Below are 17,926 nucleotides of genomic sequence, written 5' to 3' on the forward strand. Positions count from 1 at the left end.
GGCCGGTTAGCATCGCCGGCGCGCCCTTCGGAGACGACAAGGAGGTGGGAGCGATGGTCACTCGACTGTTCACGTGCTCCCACCCGATCTCAAGGGCGTGACCCGGGAGCACGACACCGATTCCCGGGAGTTTCACGAATGTCTGATCTGATCGTCCGGCCGCTCGTGGCCGGCGAGGAGTCCCTGTTCGACTCGATGCCCGACCCGATGCTGGTCGGCTACGGCGCGTTCGGCACCACCTACGCCACCGGCGACTACCGTCCAGAGTGGACTTGGGTGGCGTTGCGCGACGATGTCGTGGTGGCGCGGGCGGTGTGGTGGGCCGGACCCGACGACGCCGAGCCGAAGGCGTTGGACTGGTTCGACTTCACCGACGCCGACGCCGCCGTGCACCTGTTGCGTACCGCGCCGTTCCGCGTCGAGTACTCGATCCCGTTGCCGCCGAACTGGCGCGAGGACCCGGCGGTGCACGCCGCCGCCACGGCCCGCGTCGACGCGGCCAAAGCGGCCGGCATGACGTTCCTGGTCGAGCGGTACACCTACGGCTGGACCCCCGACTGCGGCCTGCCGGAACGCCCCGGCCGGCTGGAGTTCCGCCCCGAGCCCGACGACGACGTGATCTTCGAGGTCTTCCGCCGGGTCAACGCGACCAGCGTCGACGCGCACGTCCGGCGGACCATCGCCGAGCACGGCCTTGACGCCTCGGCGCAGGAGGATCTCGACATCCTGCGCTGGATGCCCAGCCCCCGCGAATGGTGGCGGCTGGCCTACACGCCCGACGGCGAACTGGTCGGGCTGGCCGCGCCGGTCCACACCTACCGCCACCCCGTCGTCGGCTACATCGCGGTCGTGCCCGAGCAGCGCGGCCACGGCTACTCCTACGACCTGCTGGCCGAGGCCACGCACATGCTGGCCGCCGAGGGCGCGCCGAAGATCGTCGCCGGCACCGACGTGGCCAACACCAGGATGGCCAAGAGCTTCGCCCGGGCCGGCTATCCGGTCACGCAGCGGCGGATAGATCTTCTGCCGTAAGCACTGCGGCCACACACCGGGAAACGTACGATCCGAAACGTGCGGATCCCGATCTTGCTGACGGCGACGGTGCTGGCCACCTCGGTGCTGGCCACGCCGTCGGTGCGGTCGCCGGAGATCCCCGGCCCGCGGTTCGCCTGGCCCACCTCGGCCAGCGCCGACGGCCGGTACCTGCTCGACCAGCTCGGGCGGCCGTACCTGATCTCCGGCGACTCGCCGCAGGGCCTGTTCGTGACGATGTCGCAGGAGCAGGCCGAGGACTACTTCGCCGACCGCAGGGCGGGCGGCTTCAACGCGCTGTGGATCAACTCGCTGGTCCCGCCGGACCAGGGCGGCCACCCGGACGACGCCACCTTCGACGGCATCACCCCGTTCACCACCGCGGGTGACATGGCCACGCCCAACCCGGCCTACTGGGACCGGGCCGAGCAGATGGTGGCCGCCGCCCGGGACGAGGGCCTCACGATCTGGCTCACCCCGGTCGAGACCTGCGGGCATCTCCAGTTGTTGCGGGACAACGGGATCGACAAGGCGCACGCGTTCGGGCAGTTCCTGGGCAAGCGTTTCGCCAAGTACCCCAACATCGTCTGGTTCAACGGCTGCGACCTGCAGACCTGGCAGGATCCGAACGACCGGGCCCTGACCCAGGCCGTGGCCCGCGGGCTCAAGGAGACCGACCCGGACCATCTCCAGACCGTGGAGCTGAACTACCTGACCAGCGGCTCGCTCGACGACCCGAGCTGGCGGCAGTACATCCAGATCGACTCGGCGTACACCTACTACCCGACCTACGCCCAGGTGCTCAAGGAGTACAACCGCGAGAACCCGCTGCCGGCCTACATGGTCGAGGCCAACTACGAGGACGAGCACGACTACACCGGCCCGAAGACGTTGCGGCGCCAGGAATACTGGACGATGACCAGCGGCGCGACCGGGCAGTTCTACGGCAGCACCTGGACCTGGCAGTTCAAGCCGGGCTGGGAGGACCACGTCGACACCCAGGGCACGCGCGAGTTCAAGCTGATGACCGACCTGTTCGCGTCCAGCCGCTGGTACGACCTGGCGCCCGACCAGGACCACTCGTTCCTGGTCGACGGCTACGGCACGTTCAGCGCCGTGGGTTCGGTCAACGACAACGACTACGCCACCGCCGCGCGCACCGCCGACGGGCGGCTGGCCGTGATCTACCTGCCGACCGCGCGCACGATCACCGTGGACATGTCCAAGATGCGGCCCGGCGCGGTCGCCTTCTGGTACGACCCGACCGACGGCCGCTACCGGCTGGCCAGCCCGCCGATCGGGCGCGGCGCCGTCTCCTTCACGCCGCCCGGCCGCAACCACGGCGGGGACGACGACTGGGTGCTGCGGATCGCCTCGTTCGGCTGATGGTTCGGTCTTCCCCGAAGTGTCGGCTGCCTAGGCTTTGCCGCATGGACTTTCGGGAGCTGCACCGGAGCGGGTTTTTCGTGCTGCCCAACGCCTGGGACCCGGCATCGGCACGGCTGCTGTCGACGCTGCCCGGGGTGCCGGCCATCGGGACCACCAGCGCCGGCGTCGCCGCCGCGCTCGGGCGGCCCGACGGCGAGCGCATGCCGATGGTGGAGATGATCAAGGCGGTGGCGGCGATCGTCGAGGCCTCGGCCGTGCCGGTGTCGGCCGATCTCGAGGGCGGCTACGGCGACATCCGCGCCACCGTGTCGGCGGCGGTCGATGTCGGCGTGGTCGGCGTCAACATCGAGGACACCCGGTACCCGGACGGGGTTCTGCGGGACGCCGCCGAGGCCGCCGACCGCATCGCCGAGGCCCGCTCAGCCGCCCCCGATGTCGTGCTCAACGCCCGCACCGACGTCTGGTGGTCCGGACCCGGCGGCTTCGACGACGGCCTCGACCGGCTGCGGCGATTCGTGGCCGCCGGGGCCGACTGCGTGTTCGCGCCCGGGCTGCCCGTGGCGCAGATCACGGAGTTGGTCGCCGCCCTGCCCGGGGTCGCCGTCAACGTGCTCGCCTCCCCCGCGCTGCCGTCGCTGGAGACGTTGGCCGGCATGGGCGTTCGGCGTGTCTCCACCGGTTCGGCGCTGGCCCGGCTGGCGTGGGGCGCCGCCCGCGACGCCGTGACCGGCGTGCTGGGCGGGGCCGGCTTCGGCGGGCTGGCCGGCACGCTCAGCTACCAGGAGCTGACGGAAACGCTCGACAACCGACATTGACCCGTGACCTTTGTTTGACATCATTCCGCCCGAAGCCGTAGGGGGGAATGAATCATGGGCCAGGAGTCCATCGACCCGGCGCGCGGTCAGCACGCGCCGGAGGACCCGATCGCCGAGCCGTCCAGATACGACGGACCGGCCGCATCGGAGGCGGAACCGACCGCCGACCAGCAGTTCACGCCAGTCGCCGGGCCGCCGGTCGCCGACACGCCGCGGAGCACGTGGCAGCCGCCGGCCAGTGGCGAGCAGCCGGCCTCGTACACGCCTCCGGGCCTGTGGCAGACCGGCGAGCAGCCGCCGGTCACCTGGCAGGACACGGCCGCCGCGCCGCCGCAGTCCTGGCCGCAGCCCGGCCAGCCGCAGGGCTGGCAGCCGAACGCCCAACCTCAGGGCGGCTGGCAGCAGCCGGCCGCGCCGGTGGCGAACCTGCCGCAGAGCACGTGGCAGCCGGGCGGCGACGCCCAGCCGACCGGCCAGTACCCGGCGACCGGCCAGTTCCCGGCGATGGCCCCGATGCCGACGGTCGCCCAGCCCGTGCAGCAGGTGTGGCCGCAGCCGTCCGAGCCGTGGCATCCGCCGCTGGTCGCCAACGCCGACCTGCCGCCCGGGTGGCACGCGCCGCTGCGCACCGACCTGGTGCCGGTGCCGCCGCGCAAGCGTCGCAGCAAGCGGCTGATCGTGATCGCGGCGGCCGTGGTGGTGCTGCTGGTCGCGGGCGTCACGACGTGGCTGGTGTGGCCGCCGGACCGCAGCCCGTTCGAGCAGGCCGTGGCCAACCTGGCCTCGCAGCCGGTGGCCAACTACAAGGCCGACCTGCCGGACGGCAGCCAGTTCGACGGCCGCGTCACCGACCAGGGCGACGCGATCGGCACGATGACCGGCGACGGCCTCAAGTTCCCGTTCCTGGTGGCCAACGACAAGCTGTACGTGCAGCTGTCCGGCGGCGTGCTGCCGCGGGGGCTCGATGGCCTGCTGCCCTCCGGGGTGAGCCTGAAGGACCGCTGGGCCACCGGCGACCTCGGCGACCTGTCGCCGCTGCTCAAGCAGAACGTCACGCCGAACGCGATCGCCGGCGTGCTGCGCGACCAGGTCACCCGGACCGACAAGCTGCCGACCCCCGGCGACTACGACGGCACCACCGTCAACAACGTCGAGGTGCTCAAGGCCGACACCCCGGACGGCACGCTGTACGTGGCCAAGAACCAGCCGTACCGGGTGGTGCGCTGGATCGACCGGACCACCAAGAAGGCCGCCGCGGCGTTCGGCAATCCCGGGCACAAGCTCCAGCTCAACGGGGCCCGCGCCGCCTACACCGGGTTGGGCACCGCCACGTTCTCCCCGATGGACGACGACTTCGTCGACCAGACCTACGACGAGATGGAAACCGACATCGGCCAGCTCGGCGACGCGATCGACACCAGCGTGCACCTGGTCAGGGGCGACATCGTCCAGAACGACGAGTCCCTCGACAAGTGCGTGGTCACCGGCTGCTCGGTCACCGCGCAGTTCACCGCGTCGCCCCAGGCCGGCGCCATCGTGCCGCCCCAGATCTCGGTGCAGATGAACGCCGACGTCTTCCTCAACGACCTGCCGGCCGGCTCGTGCAGCTCGACCACGAAGATCGCCTCCAGCGGCCAGGCCACGCTCAGCTGCGTCGACAAGGACATGAAGGGCCCGTTCGACCAGGCCAGCGCCAAGGCCAAGGCCGACGCGCAGGCCCACGCCATCGGCGGCTACTACTCGTGGATCGTGCAGGCCAAGGTCTCGATCTTCGCCGTGCCGCTGGCCTCGGTCGACACCGTGGCCGAGGGCAAGCGGATGGAGTCCTACCGGCCCGACCACGCCTGCGGCTGGACCGAGAAGGGCGGCACGGCCCGGGATCCCAAGACCCTGTCCGGGGACTTCACCGCCCGGTTCGACACGGCCCGGTTCCCCGACTTCGAGATTCACGTCTACCGCAGCGGCAAGTTCTACGGCGACTACGGCCCCAGCGGCTGGTTCGCCAAGAGCGGCGGGACCGTGCCGACCGACGTGCCGGCGACGCTGGCCACGGAGTTGAAGACGCTCGCCGTCACGTTCATGCGGGCGCAGGGCACCCTCAAGGACGGCGACAACACCGACGGCGACAACTGGAAGCGCCCCGCGCCCCAGTGCTAGGCGACGACTGACAAGGCCCTCGGCACGCACTCGACGGTGAGCGGCAGTTCACGCTGCCGCTCACCGTCGGCGTAGCCGATCCAGTCGTTGCCGGCGATGGCCACCGAGCTGGCCCGCAGCGTGGTCACCACGGGGTGGTCGACGTGCCGGCCGGTGCGCAGCTTGGGCAGGATCCGCATCAGCTCGGCCCGCCCGGCCCGGCCGGCGATGGTCACGTCGAGCAGGCCGTCGCCGGGGTCGGCGTCGGGGCAGATGGGCACGCCGCCGCCGTAGAACCGGGTGTTGCCGATGGCGATCAGCGTGGCCTCCAGCTCGACCTCGCCGCCCGGCGTGCGCACGGTCAGCGGCCGGGACCGCAGCTGGGCCAGCTCCATCACGATGGCCAGGTCGTAGCGGCGAGGGCCGCGCGGCCAGCGCATGCGGTTCACGCGCTCGTTGACGGCCGAGTCGAAACCGGCGCACAGCACGGTGCCGAACCAGGCCCCCTGCTGCACGCGCCCGAGGTCGATGGCCCGTCGGCACCCGGCGCGCAGCGCCTCCACCACGCCGTCCAGGCTCAGGTCGAGGGCACGGGCGAAGTCGTTGCCGGTGCCGGCCGGGATGACGGCGAGGGCCGTGTCCGTGCCGGCGCAGGCCTGCACGCCCGCGTGCGCGGCGCCGTCGCCGCCGAGCACGGCCAGCACCTCGGCCCCGTCCCGAACTGCCTTGTGCGCCAAGCGAATCGTGCCCTCGGCGTCGGAGGCGACCAGCAGCTGGACGTCGCCGCAGGCGGCACGCAGCCGGCTGGCCACGGTGCCGGCGACGCGCCCGGCCGCGCCGAGCCCGGCCGCCGGGCACACCAGCAGCGCGACCGTCACGTGGCGTCTTCGTCGAAGGCGGTGGCCTTGACCTCGGACGCCGGCGTCGCCTGCTCCGGCTTCGGGTCGTAGTTGAGCGGCGAGGCCTCGTCGTCGGACAGGCCCTCCCACTCGTTGTCCTTGGCCTTCTTGCGGTCGTTGAGCCGCGAGATCTGCACGGCCAGCTCGAACAGCAGGGTCAGCGAGCCGGCCAGCACGCACATGGAGATCGGGTCCTGGCCCGGCGTGACCACGGCGGCGAAGCAGAACAGGCCGAAGATGATGCCGCGGCGCCAGCGCTTGAGCTTCTCGTACGGCAGGATGCCGACCTTGTTCAGCATCACCACCAGCAGCGGCAGCTCGAAGCTGATGCCGAAGATCACCAGCAGCGCCAGGATGAACGAGATGTACTTGTCCGCCGTCAACGCCGTGACGAACTCGCTGGAGCTGATGCTGGACAGCACGGTCAGGGCCTCGGGCGCGACCAGGTAGGCCAGCACCGCGCCGCCGACGAACAGCACCACCGCGCAGGCCACGAAGATCCGCGCGAACTTCTTCTCCTTGGAGTACAGGCCCGGCGTGATGAACGCCCACAGGTGGTACAGCCACATCGGGCTGAACAGCACCGCGCCGACCGCGATACCGACCTGCAAGCGCACCATGAAGCCCTCGAACGGGCTGTTCTGCAGCAGCTTGCCCTCGGTGCCCTGCAACTTCAGACCCGACGGGATGGACTCGTACGGACCGAGCAGCAGGTTGCCCAGCGTCGGCACGTGCGGCGGGGCCGTCTCGAACCAGATGAAGCCGATGATGGCGCCCAGGCCGATGCCCAGCAGCGCCATGCCGAGCCGGTAGCGCAGCTCGAACAGGTGCTCCATCAGGGTCATCGTGCCGTCGGGGTTCTGCCGACGGCTGCGGCGACGCCGCTTGCTCCTGCGTTCGGTCTTCTTCTCGGACGTCACCGATGCCGCCCCTCAGCGTGCGCCGCCACGTCGGCGACCCGTTGGTCTCGCCCGATTCTACGGCGTTGGGCCAACGCCACCCCCAGTGCGGCGACCCGGGCCCGGATCAGGCCCCGGCGGTCGGCGATGTCGGCCCCCGCCCGCGCCGCCGTGGCCTTGAGCAGGGCGAGCTTGCGCCGGGTCCGCAGCAGCGCGCGCACCAGCAGCGCCAAGCCCAGAACGATCACCAACGCGGCGATGACGTACAACACGAGCACACGGTAACGGTTCCCCCCTAAGCCCCGAGTACGGCCTCAACCTCAGCCGGCTGGTTGGCGGGCGAAGCGCTCGAGGGCGGTGGAGGTGCGGTCGCGGATGAGGGAGACCAGCTCGGGCGGGCCTTCGGCCACGGCCTGGCCGCCGGCCCCGATCACCAGCCGGGCCATCCACATCGGGTCGGTGTAGCGCATGACCACCCGGCAGCGGCCGCCGTCCAGCTCGGTCTGCTCGTCCACCGCGTAGTACTCGGAGATCCAGCGGGCGTCCGGCTCCAGCCGCAGCACCGCCACCTTCTGCCCGGCCTCGGGCCGGAACAGGCCGGCCGACACGTCGGTCGGCTCCGCGTACGGCGGCGGCGCGGCCGGCTCGTCCAGCACCTCGATGGCGTCGATCCGGTCCAGCCGGAACAGCCGCACGTCACCGGCGTAGCGGCACCAGGCCTCCAGGTAGTTGCGGCCCTCCACCAGCAGCGCCCGCATCGGGTCCACCACCCGCTCGGTGATCTCGTCCCGCGAGGCCGTGTAGTAGCGGATCCGCAGCGCCCGCCCGCGGCTCAACGCGTCCCGGACGATCTCGCGCACCTCGGCGGTCGCCTCCGCCTCCGGCGCGGCCAGCCCCACCACCACGCCCGCCGGCCGGGCCGCCCCGGCCGCCGCCTCCACCTTGGCCAGGGCCCGCCGCACCGCGTCGGTGTCGGCCACGCCCGGGGTGTCGGCCAGCGCCCGCAGCGCCACCAGCAGGGCCGTCGCCTCGGCCCCGGTCAGCCGCAGCGGCTTGTTCATGCCGGCGTCGAACGTGACGGTGATCGTCTCGCCCTCGAAGGACAGGTCGATCAGGTCGCCCGGGCCGTAGCCGGGCAGCCCGCACATCCACAGCAGTTCCAGGTCCTTGCGCAGCTGCCGCGCCGTCACGCCGAAGTCGGCGGCGGCCTCGTCCACCGGGATGCCCGGCCGCGCGATCAGGTACGGCACCAGAGCCAGCAGCCGGGTCAGCCGGTCGTTCGCGCCCGAGCTCACGACGCCTTCCCGTCCGCCGCGGCCAGCGCGCCGAGCAGCCGCTCGTACACCGACTTGCGCAGCACCTCCGGCTCCAGCACCTCCACGTCCGCGCCGAAGCCGGCGATCCAGCCGGCCGCCGACTCGGGCAGCGTCAGCTCGATCTCCAGCAGGTCCCCCACGATCCCGTCCACCACGTCCTCGCCGACGATCCTCGCCCGCCGCCGCAGCCCCTGGGCCTGGCCCTTGGCCACCCACAGCCGGGCCAGCGTGCACTGGCCGGGGTCGTCGTCGAAGCCCTTCACGAAGCTCATCAGGTCCACGCCCGCCGGGGCTTCCACCACGCCCGCCCTGCCGACGGTCTTGGCGTCGCCGACGATCCGGGACAGCCGGAAGCAGCGGGCCGCCCGCCGGTCGCGGTCGTGCCCGACCAGGTACCAGCGGCCCCGCCAGGACACCACACCCCACGGCTCCACCGTCCGGGTCCGCACCTCGGCCGGCACCGGCTTGCGGTAGTCGAAGGTGACGACCCGCCCGGTCTGCACCGCCGCCAGCAGCGTGGCGAAGGCCGGCTCGCTGGTCCGCACCCGGGGCTCCACCACCGCCGGCGCCGCCTGGTCCACGTCCACCCCGGCCGCGCGCAGCTTGAGCAGCGCCACCTCGGCCGCCCCGGTCAGCTCCGGCGAGTCCCACAGCCGCACCGCCAGCGCCACCGCCGCCGCTTCGTCCGGCTCCAGGTCGATGTCGCCGAGCTCGTAGTCGCGGCGGGCGATGCGGTAGCCCTCGGCCGGGTCGAACGAGTTGTTGCGGCCCGTCTCCAGCGGGATGCCCAGGTCGCGCAGCTCGGCCTTGTCCCGCTCGAACATCCGGTAGAAGGCCTCGGCGTTGGCGTCCTCGGGGTAGCCGGGCACGATCGTCCTGATCCGGTCGGCCGTGAGGTACTGCCGGGTGGACAGCAGGCACAGCACCAGGTTGACGAGACGTTCGGCACGGGCTATGGACACCTCAGCACCCTAACCCCGCCGCCGGTCACGATGCCCCGGCAACCGCCGAGCCGGCGGGTGAATCGTCCGTCCGGTCGCATCACGCCGCCAACCGCTCGGTCAAGATGCCCCTTCGGGCCCGCTGCACCTTCAGCGCCTGCGCGGCCGAGAACCGCAGCAGCCCGAACGGCGCCGTCAGGTGCGTCCGCTCCACGACCTCGCAGCCGTCGGCGTGCTCGGACAGCTCGAACCGGTGCGACAGCCGCACCCCGCCGGGGCTTCGGACCTCGCTGGCCACCACGTTGTCGGCCGCCGTGACCCCGACCCGGATGTGGTTGTCGTACGTGAACGGGCCCAGCCGGAACCGCTCGACCGCGGTGTAGCCGGTGTCGTCCACGTCGTACACCTCGACCACCAGCGGTGACAGGCCGACGTAGCTGGCCGGGTCGGTCAGGTGCTCGAACACCCGCTCCGGGCGCGCGGGCACCACGTAGGTGTGGATCAGATCTGTCGCCGGCACTGCGCCTCCTCGCCCCGGTTGCGGCAGAGTAGTGGATCGTGTCCAAGGTCAGCGGACTGGTCCGCGCCAGCCATCCCGCGCCGGCCGTCGCCGTCACCGCGATCGGTGTGGGCCTGGCCGTCGTGTGGGGCCGCTCGCCCGCGGGCATCGCCTCCGTCGGCGCCGCCGTGCTGGCCGGCCAGCTCTCCGTCGGCTGGCTCAACGACTACCTCGACCGGGACCGCGACGCGGCATCGGGCCGCACCGACAAGCCCATCCCCAACGGCCTCATCGCCGCGAAGGCGGTCTTGGTGGCGTATGCGCTGTCAGGGCTGGCCGTCATCCCACTGTCGTTCCTGTCCGGCGTGATCCCCGGCCTCGTGCACCTGCTGGCCGTAGGCAGCGCTTGGGCCTACAACCTGTGGCTGAAGGGCACCGTCGTCTCGGTGCTGCCCTACACCGTCGCCTTCTGCGCCGGGCCCGCCTTTGTCGTCCTCGGCGTCCCCGCGACTCCCCCGTGGTGGCTCCTCACCGCCGGCGCCCTGCTCGGCTCCGGCGCCCACTTCGCCAACGCCCTGCCCGACCTCTCCGCCGACCTCGCCACCGGCATCCGCGGCCTCCCCCAACGCCTCGGCCCCCGCCCCTCCTGGGCCGCCACGGTGGTGCTGCTCCTGGCCGCCGCCGCCGTCCTCAACCCCTACGCCGTCGCCGCCTCGGCCGTCATCCTGCTCTTCGGCCGCCGCCACCCCTTCCAGGCCGCCATCCTGGTGGCACTCCTGGACGTCGTCCTCCTGATCCTCACGACCCCATGACGGCCCTCCCGCTCATCGCGGGTGACTGTCACCGCAGATCGCCGTCACGGGTTGCTGTCCCACCTCACCTGTCGCGGGTCACTGTCACCGCGGCTCCCACCGCAGGCCGCTGTCCCCATCCCGCCCATCTGCCCCCATCCCGCCCATCGCGGATCGCCGTCCCCGCGGCTCCCCATCCCCATGAAGATCAACTTCTCCTGGGATCTCCCAAAATTCAATTCTACTCAGCGAACCTGGCAGCCTCGCCGATCCGCGAACCCGGCCGCCGCCGGAGTGGCCTCGCCGCACATGTCGATCTGTTTGGAGTGATTCGGGGCCTGCTCAGCACGGCCCCGGCGCAACGACAGAAGGCCCGCCCCAGGTCGGGGCGGGCCTTCGAGTCGTCACCCGGTCAGAGGCTGGAGATCAGCCGTTCGACCCGCTCGTCGACCGCGCGGAACGGGTCCTTGCACAGCACGGTGCGCTGGGCCTGGTCGTTGAGCTTGAGGTGCACCCAGTCGACCGTGAAGTCCCGGCCGGCGGCCTGGGCGGCGGCGATGAAGTCGCCGCGCAGCTTGGCCCGGGTGGTCTGGGGCGGGGTGTCCTTGGCCGCCTCGATCTCGCCGTCGTCGGTGACCCGGTGCACCAGGTCCTTGCGCTGCAGCAGGTCGAAGATGCCGCGGCCGCGCCGGATGTCGTGGTAGGCCAGGTCGAGCTGGGCGATGCGGGGGCTGGACAGCTCCAGGCCGTGCTTGGCCTGGTAGCGCTCGATCAGGCGGTGCTTGACCGCCCAGTCGATCTCCCGGTCGATCTTGGACAGGTCCTGCGCCTCGACCGCGTCGAGCACCTTGCCCCACAGGTCCACCACCCGCTGCGAGGTGGGGTCGTTGGTGCGCGAGGCGACGTGCTCGACGGCCTTGGCGTGGTACTCGCGCTGGATGTCCAGCGCCGAGGCCTCGCGGCCGCCGGCCAGCCGGACCAGCCGGCGGCCGGTCAGGTCGTGGCTGATCTCGCGGATGGCCCGGATCGGGTTGTCCAGGCTGAAGTCCCGGAACTGCACGCCCTGCTCGATCATCTCCAGCACCAGGTTGGCGCTGCCCACCTTGAGCAGCGTCGTCACCTCGGACATGTTCGAGTCGCCGACGATCACGTGCAGGCGCCGGTAGCGCTCGGCGTCGGCGTGCGGCTCGTCCCGGGTGTTGATGATCGGACGCGAACGGGTGGTCGCGCTGGACACGCCCTCCCAGATGTGCTCGGCCCGCTGCGACAGGCAGTACACCGCGCCGCGTGGGGTCTGCAGCACCTTGCCGGCGCCGCAGATCAGCTGCCTGGTCACCAGGAACGGCAGCAGCACGTCGGCGACGCGGGAGAACTCCCCGGCCCGGGCCACGCAGTAGTTCTCGTGGCAGCCGTAGGAGTTGCCGGCCGAGTCGGTGTTGTTCTTGAACAGGAAGATGTCCCCGCCGATGCCCTCGTCGGCCAGCCGCCGCTCGGCGTCGACGAGCAGGTCCTCCAGGATCCGCTCGCCGGCCTTGTCGTGCGTGACCAGCTGGGTGAGGTCGTCGCACTCGGCGGTCGCGTACTCGGGGTGGGAGCCGACGTCCAGGTACAGGCGCGAGCCGTTGCGCAGGAAGACGTTCGAGGAGCGTCCCCACGACACGACGCGCCGGAACAGGTACCGCGCCACCTCGTCGGGTGACAACCGACGCTGCCCGTGGAACGTGCAGGTCACCCCGAACTCGGTCTCGATTCCGAAGATCCGCCGCTGCATCCCTTCACATTAGGCGGTCCAGCGCCCGCTGACCGTGCGCCGTTCGGGGATCGGCGCGAAAATTCGGCTACCTTCGCATAACGTGCGCTCCGTGAACCGGCTCGACGAGGCCCTGATGCGCAGGTCGGCAGCCCTGCGCCCGTCCCGGCTCGACGTCTTCGCCAAGAAGCTGTCGACATCGGCGAATCACAGTCTGCTCTGGTTCGGCGCCGCCGCCGTGCTGGCCACCATCCGCGGCCGGGGCCGCCGGGCGGCGCTGCGCGGCGTCGTGGCGGTGGCCGGGGCCAGCTTCACCGCCAACGCCCTGGCCAAACAGGTGTTCCCGCGTCGGCGGCCGGCCGCCGACCTGGTGCCGGTCGCCCGCCGCCTCAGCCGGCGGCCCACCTCCTCCTCGTTCCCCTCCGGCCACTCCGCCTCGGCCGCCGCCTTCGCCACCGCCGTCGCGCTGGAGTCCCCCACCGCCGCCGCGATCGTGGCCCCGGTCGCCGCCGCCGTGGCGTACTCGCGGGTGCACACCGGCGTGCACTGGCCCTCCGACGTGGCCTGCGGCGCGGCCCTCGGGATCGGGGTCGGGCTGCTCACCCAGCGCTGGTGGCCGCTGGGCGTCGGCGAGCCGGCCGAGGTCGCCGTCCAGGTGCGGACGCCCGTGCTCCAGGACGGGGAGGGGCTGACCATCGTCGCCAACCCCAACTCCGGGCCCGACGACACCGACCCCGCCGTCGAGATCAAGGCCGCGTGGCCGCGGGCCACCGTGATCCGCATCGACGACCTCGCCGGCCAGGACCTCACGAACGTGCGGGCCCTCGGTGCCGCCGGCGGGGACGGCACCGTGGCCGCCGTCGCCGCCCACGCCAGCGCCGCCGACCTGCCGCTGGCCGTCGTGCCCGCCGGCACCCTCAACCACTTCGCCCGCGACGTCGGTGTGGCGAGCCTGGAGCACACCCGCACCGCCACCGAATCCGGCGACGGCATCCCCATCGGCCTCGGTTCCGTGTCCGTCGACGGCGCGGAGCCGTCGATCTTCCTGAACACCGCCAGCCTCGGCGGCTACCCCGATCTCGTGCGGCTACGAGACAAGCACGCCCGCCGCTGGGGCAAGTGGCCCGCCGGCGCCTACGCCCTGGTCCGCGTCCTGCACTCAGCCGAGCCCCTCGCCGTCACCCTCGACGGCCGCCGCCGGACCGTGTGGATGATCTTCGTCGGCAACAACCCGTACCTGCCCAAGGGCTTCGCCCCCGCCACCCGCCAGCGCCTCGACTCGGGCCTGCTCGACGTCCGCTACATCCGCGCCGACCTGCCCTTCTCCCGCACCCGCTTCGTCATCGCCGCCGTGGCCGGCGCCCTGCACCGCAGCCGCACCTACCACCAGCTCGACCTGCCCGCCTTCACCGTCCGCGTCCACGGCCGCCCCGTCGCCATCGCCACCGACGGCGAAGTCGGCCCCGACGGCACCACCTTCGCCTTCAAGGCCCGCCGCGCCGCCCTCACCGTGTATCGCTGACCAAGGTCGCCGCGGCGAGAGCGGCTCGACTCGACGGGAGTGCGCCTCATGCTGACGCCCTTCATCGCCGGCCTGTTCGCGCTGGCCGGCGTGCTGCTCGGAGTGTTCCTGGAGCCGGTCAAGGCCAAGGTGGCGGCCCGAACGCGGTTACGAGAGGACCGCGCGTCGCGGTGCGCGGAGCTGGTGGAGGCGGCGACCGCGTCCCGGGAGGAAGTGAAGTGGCTGCTCCGGACGATTCGCGAGGACGAGGAGCCCGTGCCGGCCACCGCGGAGATGACCGCCGCGGCAGAGCAGCGGTATTGGCAGGCCCGCAGCAGCCTCAAGAAGATGGTGATGCTGATCCGGCTCATCGGACCTGACCGGTTGATCGCGAGCGCGGAGGCGGTGAGCGACACGGATCGGGCCGTGCGCAAGCTGTGGTTCGGCCCCCGGCCCGCCGAGCGGCGGTCGCATTCCGCGGAGATCGCCGAGACGTTGCGGGCCAGCCGGCGGGCCCTGGAGGAGTTCACCGATCTGGCCCGCCGAATCACCACGTCACGGTGACAGCGCACGGAAGACCGACGCCAAAACGTCCACCCGCCGGGTGGAGATCACCTAGGCTCCGGCCGTGACCGTCAACGCGGCGCTCGCCGACATCCTCGACCGCCAGGCCGCCGAGGCGGAGCCGGAGCGGCTGCTGGGGGCATTGGTCGACGGCGGGGTGTTCGTTCCCGTGCTGGAGAACGGCTCGGTGCTGTTCCTCAAGGGCAAGGACGGCCGGCCCGACCTGCCCGGCTTCGTCAGCGAGGCGTGCTGCGCCGAGAAGCTGCCGGCGGCCGCCGCGGCGGTGCACTGCGATGCCTTGAGGCTGCTGGACATCGTCGGCAAGACCGGGGTCGAGGTCATGTCCGTGCACTCCGGCAACGGATGGGCCCGCGTGCCGGTGCCGCTGGTGCGGCAGACCCTGAGCGACCGGGGAGTCAAGGGCACGGGCCAGCGGCTCAAGCTGAGCTGGTCGACGCATCCGACGGCGATCGCGCTGCGCGACGCGCTGGTGCGGCGGATCCGGGAGTTCCCGGCGATCCAGGCGGTCTGGGTGTCGCAGGCGCGCTGGGTCGACACCGGCATGGAGAACCTGATGCTGCACGTCGCCGTGGACGAGCCGCTCCCTTCGTCCTCGGCCCAGCGGATGATGGAGGTCCTGCTGCGCGAGGAGGTGCGGCTCGGCGACGGGGACCCCAAGGTCAGCATGCTGGCCCTCGACCCCACCGCCCACGCCGCCACCATCGCCGAGCTGGAAACCAAGGGCCTGGACACGATTCGCCTGGACGCCGCGTCCGGGCGGGTCGAGGTGATCTCCCGCGAGTACGACGACCCCGCCGTGGCCGAGAACGCGGAGCAGGGCAAGCCGAAACGGTGGTGGCGGCGCTCCTGACCCGTCAGGTCAACGACGAGCCCGTTTGGCCAGCACTGTTCCGAACACGGCGCTCCCCCGAAGCGCTATCGAGATGAAATGCTCCGTTTCGGGATGCGCACGATTGACCATGTGACAGTACATCTTGTTGAGCTGCGCCAGATCGACGGCGACGTCATTGGGGACGATAATCTTCAGGCGCGTCGATTTCAGGTTGACATCCACCGCAACGGTCATCGAGCGAAACCTGGCCCGCGAGAAATCCAGCAGAACCCGGCCGTTCTCGCCGCTGAGGGCGATCTCGCCCGGCACCGCCCAGTCGCCGCGCCGCACCAGCGTGCGACCGGTGAGTTGCAGCGTCAACGGCCGATCGTCGAACGCCTTCGCCGAAATGCCAGGGACTTCTGCCAATAAGACCTCAAGGTCGTTCACCGTGGCGACGGAGAGGACACGGGTGCTGTTATCGGTGAACTCCGCCACGGATAACATGCCATGACCGACCGCCATCTCCAGCAACCGCAGCGCCCGCTCCCGTTCGGCGTCCGTGACCGGTCGATCCCCCTGATCCATGACCCCACCCTAGTGGTCCACGCAATGCGGAAGGCCCCGATCCGGGGATCGGGGCCTTCTACGGAACGAGAACCTATTCGGCCGGCTTTTCCGGTTCCTCGGTCGGCTCCGGCTCCGCCTCGGGGGCGGGCTTGGTGGCGGCCAGGAGCTGCTCCAGGGCGGCGCCCTGGATGCGGCGGAAGGCGCGGCGGGAGCGCTTGCGGTCCAGGACGGCGACCTCGAGGGAGCGGTCGCCGTTGCTGGCGGGGCTGCCGGCGTCGAAGGCGGCGACGGCGAAGCGCAGGGCGTCGGTCAGGGACGGGTTGTCCTGGTACGACTCCTTGAGGGCGTTGGAGATGGCCTCGGCCTGCCCGCCCATGACCACGTACTTGGGCTCGTCGAAGATGGAGCCGTCGTAGGTGAGCCGGTAGAGCTGGTCGGTGCCGTAGGTGGACCCGACCTCGGCCAGGCAGACCTCGACCTCGAACGGCTTGATCTGCTCGGTGAAGATCGAGCCGAGCAGGCCGGCGAAGGCGTTGGCCAGGGAGCGGGCGTTCACGTCCCGCCGGTCGTACTGGTAGCCCCGAAGGTCGGCATGGCGGACGCCGGCCACCCGCAGGCTCTCGAACTCGCTGTAGCGGCCGACGGCGGCGAAGCCGATGCGGTCGTAGATCTCGGAGACCTTGCGTAGCGTGGACGAGGTGTTCTCGGCGACGAACAGCACGCCGTCGGTGTAGGTGAGCACGACGACGCTGCGGCCCCTGGCGATCCCCTTGCGGGCGAGCTCCGAGCGGTCCCGCATCACCTGCTCGGCGGATGCGTACAACGGCAACGTCACTGTGCGGCTCCTGTGGTTCGTGGGGACGTCATCAGCTCACCCGCGGGTGCGGTCCGCGACGACCGCCTCGGACACGGCGGCGGTGGTCTCGTCGGCCACCCGCACGGCGCCGTTGACGCCGTCGACGGTGATGACGACCGGGAAGATCCGGCGAACCAGGTCGGGGCCGCTGGTGGCGGAGTCGTCGTCGGCGGCGTCGTAGAGCGCCTCGATGGCGGTGCGCACGGCGGCGTCCTGGTCGGCGTCCGGGTCGTACAGCTTCTTCAGCGAGCCCTTGGCGAACACCGAGCCGGAGCCGATCGAGTGGTAGCCAGCGTGCTCGTCGAAGCGGCCGCCGGTGACGTCGTAGGTGACGATGCGCCCGGCCCGGTCGGGGTCGGGGGCGTCGACGTCGTAGCCGACGAACAGGGGCAGCACGACCAGGCCGGCCATGGCCGCCTCGAGGTTGCCCTTGATCATCGCGCCGAGCCGGTTGGCCTTGCCGTCGAGCGTGATGGTCACGCCCTCGAGCTTCTCGTAGTGCTCCAGCTCCAGCTGGTAGAGCCGGACCATCTCCACCGCGAGCCCGGCGGTGCCGGCGATGCCGACCGCGGAGTACTCGTCGGTGACGTACACCTTGTCCATGTCCCGGTGCGCGATCACGTTGCCCGCGGTGGCCCGCCGGTCACCGGCGATCAGCACGCCGCCCTTGTAGGCGACGGCCACGATCGTGGTGCCGTGGGCCAGCTCCAGCGGCCGTGCGCCGGGCGCGACCCGGTTGAACGGCAGCAGTTCGGGCGCCTGTGCGCGCAGGAAGTCCACGAACGAGGACGTACCCGGCGAAAGGTAGGCCGCCGGCAGCGCCGCGCCCGTGTTCGAGTTGTGCTCCATGTAGTGCTGTTTCTCCTGCCGCCTCTGGAGTCCTGTCACGGGTTGGCCCGGGGGCCTACTCGCCGCCCTTCTGCACGTAGGCGCGCACGAAGTCCTCGGCGTTCTCCTCGAGCACGTCGTCGATCTCGTCGAGGATCGCGTCGACGTCCTCGCCGAGCTTCTCCCGGCGCTCCTGACCCGCGGCGGCGGCGCCGTCGGCGCCCTCGTCGCCGTCGCCCCCGCCCTGACGCTGTACCTGTTCCTGAGCCATTGCCGCCTCCCGGTGACTGGTTGGCCTGGTTCAACAC

19 protein-coding genes are annotated in these 17,926 nt (G+C 71.5%); 8 read left to right on the forward strand and 11 right to left on the reverse strand.

Annotation, left to right across the window (positions count from 1 at the left end; all coding sequences use genetic code 11):
* Positions 1 to 138 precede the first annotated feature (138 nt).
* From ACIG5F_RS37065 to ACIG5F_RS37080, 4 genes are read left to right on the forward strand one after another with little or no spacing between them, the layout of a single operon-like run.
* A complete protein-coding gene (locus tag ACIG5F_RS37065; RefSeq protein ID WP_396524675.1) occupies positions 139 to 1,032 on the forward strand; it encodes a GNAT family N-acetyltransferase in 894 nt (297 codons plus the stop codon).
* 39 nt (positions 1,033 to 1,071) lie between these two features.
* Positions 1,072 to 2,418, forward strand: coding sequence for a DUF4038 domain-containing protein (locus ACIG5F_RS37070; protein ID WP_396524676.1), 1,347 nt, complete (start codon positions 1,072 to 1,074; stop codon positions 2,416 to 2,418).
* A gap of 44 nt (positions 2,419 to 2,462) precedes the next feature.
* Positions 2,463 to 3,236, forward strand: a complete 774-nt coding sequence (locus ACIG5F_RS37075; protein ID WP_396524677.1) for an isocitrate lyase/phosphoenolpyruvate mutase family protein — start codon at positions 2,463 to 2,465, stop codon at positions 3,234 to 3,236.
* A gap of 54 nt (positions 3,237 to 3,290) precedes the next feature.
* Positions 3,291 to 5,393, forward strand: a complete 2,103-nt coding sequence (locus ACIG5F_RS37080) for a hypothetical protein (protein ID WP_396524678.1) — start codon at positions 3,291 to 3,293, stop codon at positions 5,391 to 5,393.
* Here the strand turns inward: ACIG5F_RS37080 and ACIG5F_RS37085 are convergent.
* From ACIG5F_RS37085 to ACIG5F_RS37110, 6 genes are all read right to left on the reverse strand, one after another.
* Entirely contained in the window at positions 5,390 to 6,250 is an 861-nt protein-coding gene (locus ACIG5F_RS37085) for a diacylglycerol/lipid kinase family protein (protein WP_396524679.1), read from the reverse strand. The genes ACIG5F_RS37080 and ACIG5F_RS37085 overlap by 4 nt on opposite strands.
* Positions 6,247 to 7,191 carry a twin-arginine translocase subunit TatC gene (gene tatC / locus ACIG5F_RS37090; protein ID WP_396524680.1) on the reverse strand — a complete coding sequence of 315 codons (945 nt, stop codon included), beginning with the start codon at positions 7,189 to 7,191 and terminating at the stop codon, positions 6,247 to 6,249. The genes ACIG5F_RS37085 and tatC overlap by 4 nt, the downstream gene beginning before the upstream one ends.
* On the reverse strand, positions 7,188 to 7,442 hold the full coding sequence (locus ACIG5F_RS37095; protein ID WP_396524681.1) for a hypothetical protein: 255 nt from the start codon (positions 7,440 to 7,442) through the stop codon (positions 7,188 to 7,190). The genes tatC and ACIG5F_RS37095 overlap by 4 nt, the downstream gene beginning before the upstream one ends.
* Positions 7,443 to 7,490: 48 nt before the next feature.
* A complete protein-coding gene (locus ACIG5F_RS37100) occupies positions 7,491 to 8,465 on the reverse strand; it encodes a helix-turn-helix transcriptional regulator (RefSeq protein WP_396524682.1) in 975 nt (324 codons plus the stop codon).
* Positions 8,462 to 9,448: a helix-turn-helix transcriptional regulator gene (locus ACIG5F_RS37105; protein ID WP_396524683.1), complete on the reverse strand. Its 987-nt coding sequence runs from the start codon at positions 9,446 to 9,448 to the stop codon at positions 8,462 to 8,464. The genes ACIG5F_RS37100 and ACIG5F_RS37105 overlap by 4 nt, the downstream gene beginning before the upstream one ends.
* A gap of 79 nt (positions 9,449 to 9,527) precedes the next feature.
* The gene (locus ACIG5F_RS37110) at positions 9,528 to 9,947 is read right to left on the reverse strand and encodes an SRPBCC family protein (RefSeq protein ID WP_396524684.1); all 420 of its coding nucleotides are present in this window, start codon (positions 9,945 to 9,947) and stop codon (positions 9,528 to 9,530) included.
* A gap of 38 nt (positions 9,948 to 9,985) precedes the next feature.
* Between ACIG5F_RS37110 and ACIG5F_RS37115 the strand changes: the two genes are divergently transcribed.
* Positions 9,986 to 10,738, forward strand: a complete 753-nt coding sequence (locus ACIG5F_RS37115; protein WP_396524685.1) for a UbiA family prenyltransferase — start codon at positions 9,986 to 9,988, stop codon at positions 10,736 to 10,738.
* Positions 10,739 to 11,129: 391 nt separating this feature from the next.
* Here the strand turns inward: ACIG5F_RS37115 and pafA are convergent, their stop codons facing one another.
* Complete coding sequence (pafA, locus tag ACIG5F_RS37120; RefSeq protein ID WP_396524686.1) at positions 11,130 to 12,488, reverse strand: Pup--protein ligase; 1,359 nt, start codon at positions 12,486 to 12,488, stop codon at positions 11,130 to 11,132.
* A gap of 115 nt (positions 12,489 to 12,603) precedes the next feature.
* On the opposite strand from pafA, the gene ACIG5F_RS37125 reads away from it, so the two are divergent.
* The 3 genes from ACIG5F_RS37125 to ACIG5F_RS37135 all read left to right on the forward strand — a co-directional run bounded on the left by ACIG5F_RS37125 (position 12,604) and on the right by ACIG5F_RS37135 (position 15,403).
* On the forward strand, positions 12,604 to 13,989 hold the full coding sequence (locus tag ACIG5F_RS37125) for a bifunctional phosphatase PAP2/diacylglycerol kinase family protein (RefSeq protein WP_396524759.1): 1,386 nt from the start codon (positions 12,604 to 12,606) through the stop codon (positions 13,987 to 13,989).
* 48 nt (positions 13,990 to 14,037) lie between these two features.
* Complete coding sequence (locus tag ACIG5F_RS37130; RefSeq protein ID WP_396524687.1) at positions 14,038 to 14,532, forward strand: hypothetical protein; 495 nt, start codon at positions 14,038 to 14,040, stop codon at positions 14,530 to 14,532.
* Between the two features lie 64 nt (positions 14,533 to 14,596).
* Positions 14,597 to 15,403 carry a hypothetical protein gene (locus ACIG5F_RS37135; protein ID WP_396524688.1) on the forward strand — a complete coding sequence of 269 codons (807 nt, stop codon included), beginning with the start codon at positions 14,597 to 14,599 and terminating at the stop codon, positions 15,401 to 15,403.
* Between the two features lie 9 nt (positions 15,404 to 15,412).
* On the opposite strand, the gene ACIG5F_RS37140 is transcribed toward ACIG5F_RS37135, so the two are convergent.
* From ACIG5F_RS37140 to ACIG5F_RS37155, 4 genes are all read right to left on the reverse strand, one after another.
* A complete protein-coding gene (locus ACIG5F_RS37140) occupies positions 15,413 to 15,952 on the reverse strand; it encodes a DUF1707 domain-containing protein (protein ID WP_396524689.1) in 540 nt (179 codons plus the stop codon).
* A gap of 73 nt (positions 15,953 to 16,025) precedes the next feature.
* Complete coding sequence (prcA, locus tag ACIG5F_RS37145) at positions 16,026 to 16,769, reverse strand: proteasome subunit alpha (RefSeq protein WP_396524690.1); 744 nt, start codon at positions 16,767 to 16,769, stop codon at positions 16,026 to 16,028.
* Between the two features lie 36 nt (positions 16,770 to 16,805).
* On the reverse strand, positions 16,806 to 17,639 hold the full coding sequence (gene prcB, locus ACIG5F_RS37150) for a proteasome subunit beta (RefSeq protein ID WP_396524691.1): 834 nt from the start codon (positions 17,637 to 17,639) through the stop codon (positions 16,806 to 16,808).
* Between the two features lie 55 nt (positions 17,640 to 17,694).
* Positions 17,695 to 17,889, reverse strand: coding sequence for a ubiquitin-like protein Pup (locus ACIG5F_RS37155; protein ID WP_184867474.1), 195 nt, complete (start codon positions 17,887 to 17,889; stop codon positions 17,695 to 17,697).
* Between the last annotated feature and the right edge of the window lie 37 nt (positions 17,890 to 17,926).

The sequence above is a fragment of the Kutzneria sp. NPDC052558 genome (assembly GCF_044547355.1).
Lineage (GTDB): Bacteria > Actinomycetota > Actinomycetes > Mycobacteriales > Pseudonocardiaceae > Kutzneria.

What these genes read in the sequence shown, in the direction of transcription:
- ACIG5F_RS37065 (WP_396524675.1), top strand. Translation starts at nt 139, where the DNA reads ATGTCTGATCTGATCGTCCGGCCGCTCGTGGCCGGCGAGGAGTCCCTG.
- ACIG5F_RS37130 (WP_396524687.1), top strand. Translation starts at nt 14,038, where the DNA reads ATGCTGACGCCCTTCATCGCCGGCCTGTTCGCGCTGGCCGGCGTGCTG.
- ACIG5F_RS37155 (WP_184867474.1), bottom strand. Translation starts at nt 17,889, where the DNA reads ATGGCTCAGGAACAGGTACAGCGTCAGGGCGGGGGCGACGGCGACGAG.
- ACIG5F_RS37140 (WP_396524689.1), bottom strand. Translation starts at nt 15,952, where the DNA reads ATGGATCAGGGGGATCGACCGGTCACGGACGCCGAACGGGAGCGGGCG.
- ACIG5F_RS37075 (WP_396524677.1), top strand. Translation starts at nt 2,463, where the DNA reads ATGGACTTTCGGGAGCTGCACCGGAGCGGGTTTTTCGTGCTGCCCAAC.
- ACIG5F_RS37080 (WP_396524678.1), top strand. Translation starts at nt 3,291, where the DNA reads ATGGGCCAGGAGTCCATCGACCCGGCGCGCGGTCAGCACGCGCCGGAG.
- pafA (WP_396524686.1), bottom strand. Translation starts at nt 12,488, where the DNA reads ATGCAGCGGCGGATCTTCGGAATCGAGACCGAGTTCGGGGTGACCTGC.
- ACIG5F_RS37125 (WP_396524759.1), top strand. Translation starts at nt 12,604, where the DNA reads ATGCGCAGGTCGGCAGCCCTGCGCCCGTCCCGGCTCGACGTCTTCGCC.
- prcB (WP_396524691.1), bottom strand. Translation starts at nt 17,639, where the DNA reads ATGGAGCACAACTCGAACACGGGCGCGGCGCTGCCGGCGGCCTACCTT.